The organism is Polaromonas sp., assembly GCF_029945895.1.
Taxonomy (GTDB): domain Bacteria; phylum Pseudomonadota; class Gammaproteobacteria; order Burkholderiales; family Burkholderiaceae_C; genus Polaromonas.
Window position 1 is genome coordinate 1 of the sequence record NZ_JAQSDL010000070.1, and the last position, 2,351, is coordinate 2,351.

At 63.2% G+C, this 2,351-nt stretch carries 3 protein-coding genes and 1 pseudogene; all 4 read left to right on the forward strand.

Annotated features, from left to right (window positions below):
• The coding region (locus tag PSV33_RS08230; RefSeq protein ID WP_300560520.1) for an SDR family oxidoreductase at positions 1 to 479 on the forward strand (479 nt) is incomplete at its 5' end.
• Between the two features lie 2 nt (positions 480 to 481).
• Complete coding sequence (locus PSV33_RS08235; RefSeq protein WP_300560522.1) at positions 482 to 922, forward strand: PaaI family thioesterase; 441 nt, start codon at positions 482 to 484, stop codon at positions 920 to 922.
• A gap of 106 nt (positions 923 to 1,028) precedes the next feature.
• Positions 1,029 to 2,045: an NADP-dependent oxidoreductase gene (locus PSV33_RS08240; RefSeq protein ID WP_300560524.1), complete on the forward strand. Its 1,017-nt coding sequence runs from the start codon at positions 1,029 to 1,031 to the stop codon at positions 2,043 to 2,045.
• Between the two features lie 33 nt (positions 2,046 to 2,078).
• Positions 2,079 to 2,351: pseudogene (locus PSV33_RS08245) on the forward strand (DNA alkylation response protein); the annotation flags it as partial.

Consider the following 2,351-nt stretch of genomic DNA (forward strand, 5'->3'; position numbering starts at 1 on the left):
CGGCCGAAGACCACCCGGTCGAAGCCTGGGACAAGGTCATGAACCTGAACATCCGTGGCTACTTCATCCTGAGCCAGCACATCGCCAAACACAGCATGATCGCGCGCCGTTCCGGCCGCATCATCAACGTCGCGTCCATCGCCGGCCTGGGCGGCAACCCGCCCGAGATGACCACCGTGGCCTACAACACGTCCAAGGGCGCAGTGATCAACTTCACGCGTGCGCTGGGCTGCGAATGGGGCAAGTACAACATCACGGTCAACGCCATCTGCCCCGGGTTTTTCCCCAGCAGGATGACCGTGGGCACGCTGAAAGCCCTGGGCGAGGAAAAACTCGCCGCCCACGCGCCGTTGCAGCGCCTCGGCGACGACGAAGATCTCAAGGGCCTGTGTGTGCTGTACGCGTCGGACGCCGGCAAACACATCACGGCGCAGTGGATGGCTGTCGACGGCGGCGTGTCTTCGGTAACGGGCGGCTAGGAATGAACTTCGGCGTCGAGATTCCCTTTGTCCACCACCTCGGTTTCGAGCTCATGCTGTTCGAAGGCGGGGCGTCTCAGATCGACTACACCCCGCGGCCCGAGCACCTGAACTCGTTTCATGTCACGCACGGCGGCGCCTTGATGACGCTGCAGGACGTGGTCATGGCGACTGCGGCGCGCAGCGTGGAGCCGGACATGGGCGTGGTGACCATCGAGATGAAAACCAGCTTCATGCGGCCGGCCCCCGGCGACGGCAGCAAGCTCACGGCCAGGGGCCGGCTGATCCACCGCACGGCGACCATGGCCTTCACCGAAGGCACGGTGTTCGATGCCGAAGGACGGATCTGCTCGCATGCCACCGGTACCTTCAAGTACGTCAGGCGCCTGGCCGTGGGGCCGAAAGACGTGAGCCCGCTCAAGACCGTCATTTCAACGGACTAACGGTCCCAACGTATTTTTACAAGCAAAATCGTGCTCCAGCCCTTATTCCATGGGCGCAAGCAGCTCTTAAATCCATAGCAAGCCACATTTCCCCAGGAGACACCCCATGCCACTCAACCAGCAAATCCTTCTCGACAACCGCCCCACAGGCGAAGCTGTCGCCAGCAACTTCAAGCTCGTCAGCAGCGACACCCAGGCCCTGACAGATGGCCAGGTGCTGGTGCGCCACCATTTCATGAGCCTGGACCCCTACATGCGCGGCCGCATGAACGACGCCAAGAGTTATGCCCAGCCGCAGGCGCTCGGCCAGGTCATGGGCGGCGGCACGGCCGGCGAGGTGGTCGAGTCGAAAAATCCGAAGTTTGCTGTCGGCGACAAGGTGGTCGGCATGGGCGGCTGGCAGGAGTACAGCGTGGTGGACGCGAACCAGCCCGGCGCCCTGCGCAAGGTCGACACCACGCACGTGCCGCTGTCGCACTACCTGGGCGCGGTCGGCATGCCGGGCGTGACCGCCTGGTACGGCCTGGTGAAAATCATTGAACCCCAAGCCGGCCAGACCGTAGTCGTCAGCGCCGCCACTGGCGCGGTGGGCAGTGCCTTTGGCGCGCTGGCCAAGGCGCGTGGCTGCCGTGCCGTCGGCATTGCCGGCGGACCGGACAAATGCAAATACGCGGTCGATGAGCTCGGCTTCGACGTTTGCATCGACTACAAGCAGCACAAGGATGCGGCCTCGCTGTCCAAGGCGCTCAAGGAAGCCTGCCCGGATGGCATCGACGGCTATTTTGAAAACGTGGGCGGCATGATTCTGGACGCCGTGCTGACGCGCATGAACGCCTTCGGCCGCATTGCCCTGTGCGGCATGATTGCCGGCTACGACGGCCAGCCGCTGCCCATGACGTATCCGCAGCTGATCCTGACGAATCGCCTGAAGATCCAGGGTTTCATCGTCAGCGAACACATGGAAGTCTGGCCGGAAGCGCTCAAGGAACTCGGCACCCTGGTCGGCACCGGCAAGCTCAAGCCGCGCGAAACGATTGCCCAGGGCATCGCTGCTGCGCCTGAAGCCTTCCTCGGGCTCCTCAAGGGAAAAAACTTCGGCAAGCAGCTCGTGAAATTAATCTAAACCTGCAGCCGTCGGCCCTCCAGCCAAGGAGATGTGTACATGACCCACGAAGTCTTCAACCAGCCTGAGCCGCTGGTCGACTACAACCTGTTCGACACCAACCACGGCCTGCGCGATGCGCTGAAGTTCAATGCGCCGCAGCTGGCGACGGCGGAGCTGAGTGCGCTGGGGGCAAACCTTGGCAGTGCGGAGATGCAAACGCATGCGCGCCTGGCCAACACGCACACGCCGCAGCTGCACAGCCACGACCGCTTCGGCCGGCGGGTGGACCAGGTGGAGTTTCACCCGAGTTATCACGTGCTCATG

Bases quoted from the DNA above. Each gene is read 5' to 3' on its own strand.
- PSV33_RS08235 (WP_300560522.1), top strand. From the start codon at position 482: ATGAACTTCGGCGTCGAGATTCCCTTTGTCCACCACCTCGGTTTCGAG.
- PSV33_RS08240 (WP_300560524.1), top strand. From the start codon at position 1,029: ATGCCACTCAACCAGCAAATCCTTCTCGACAACCGCCCCACAGGCGAA.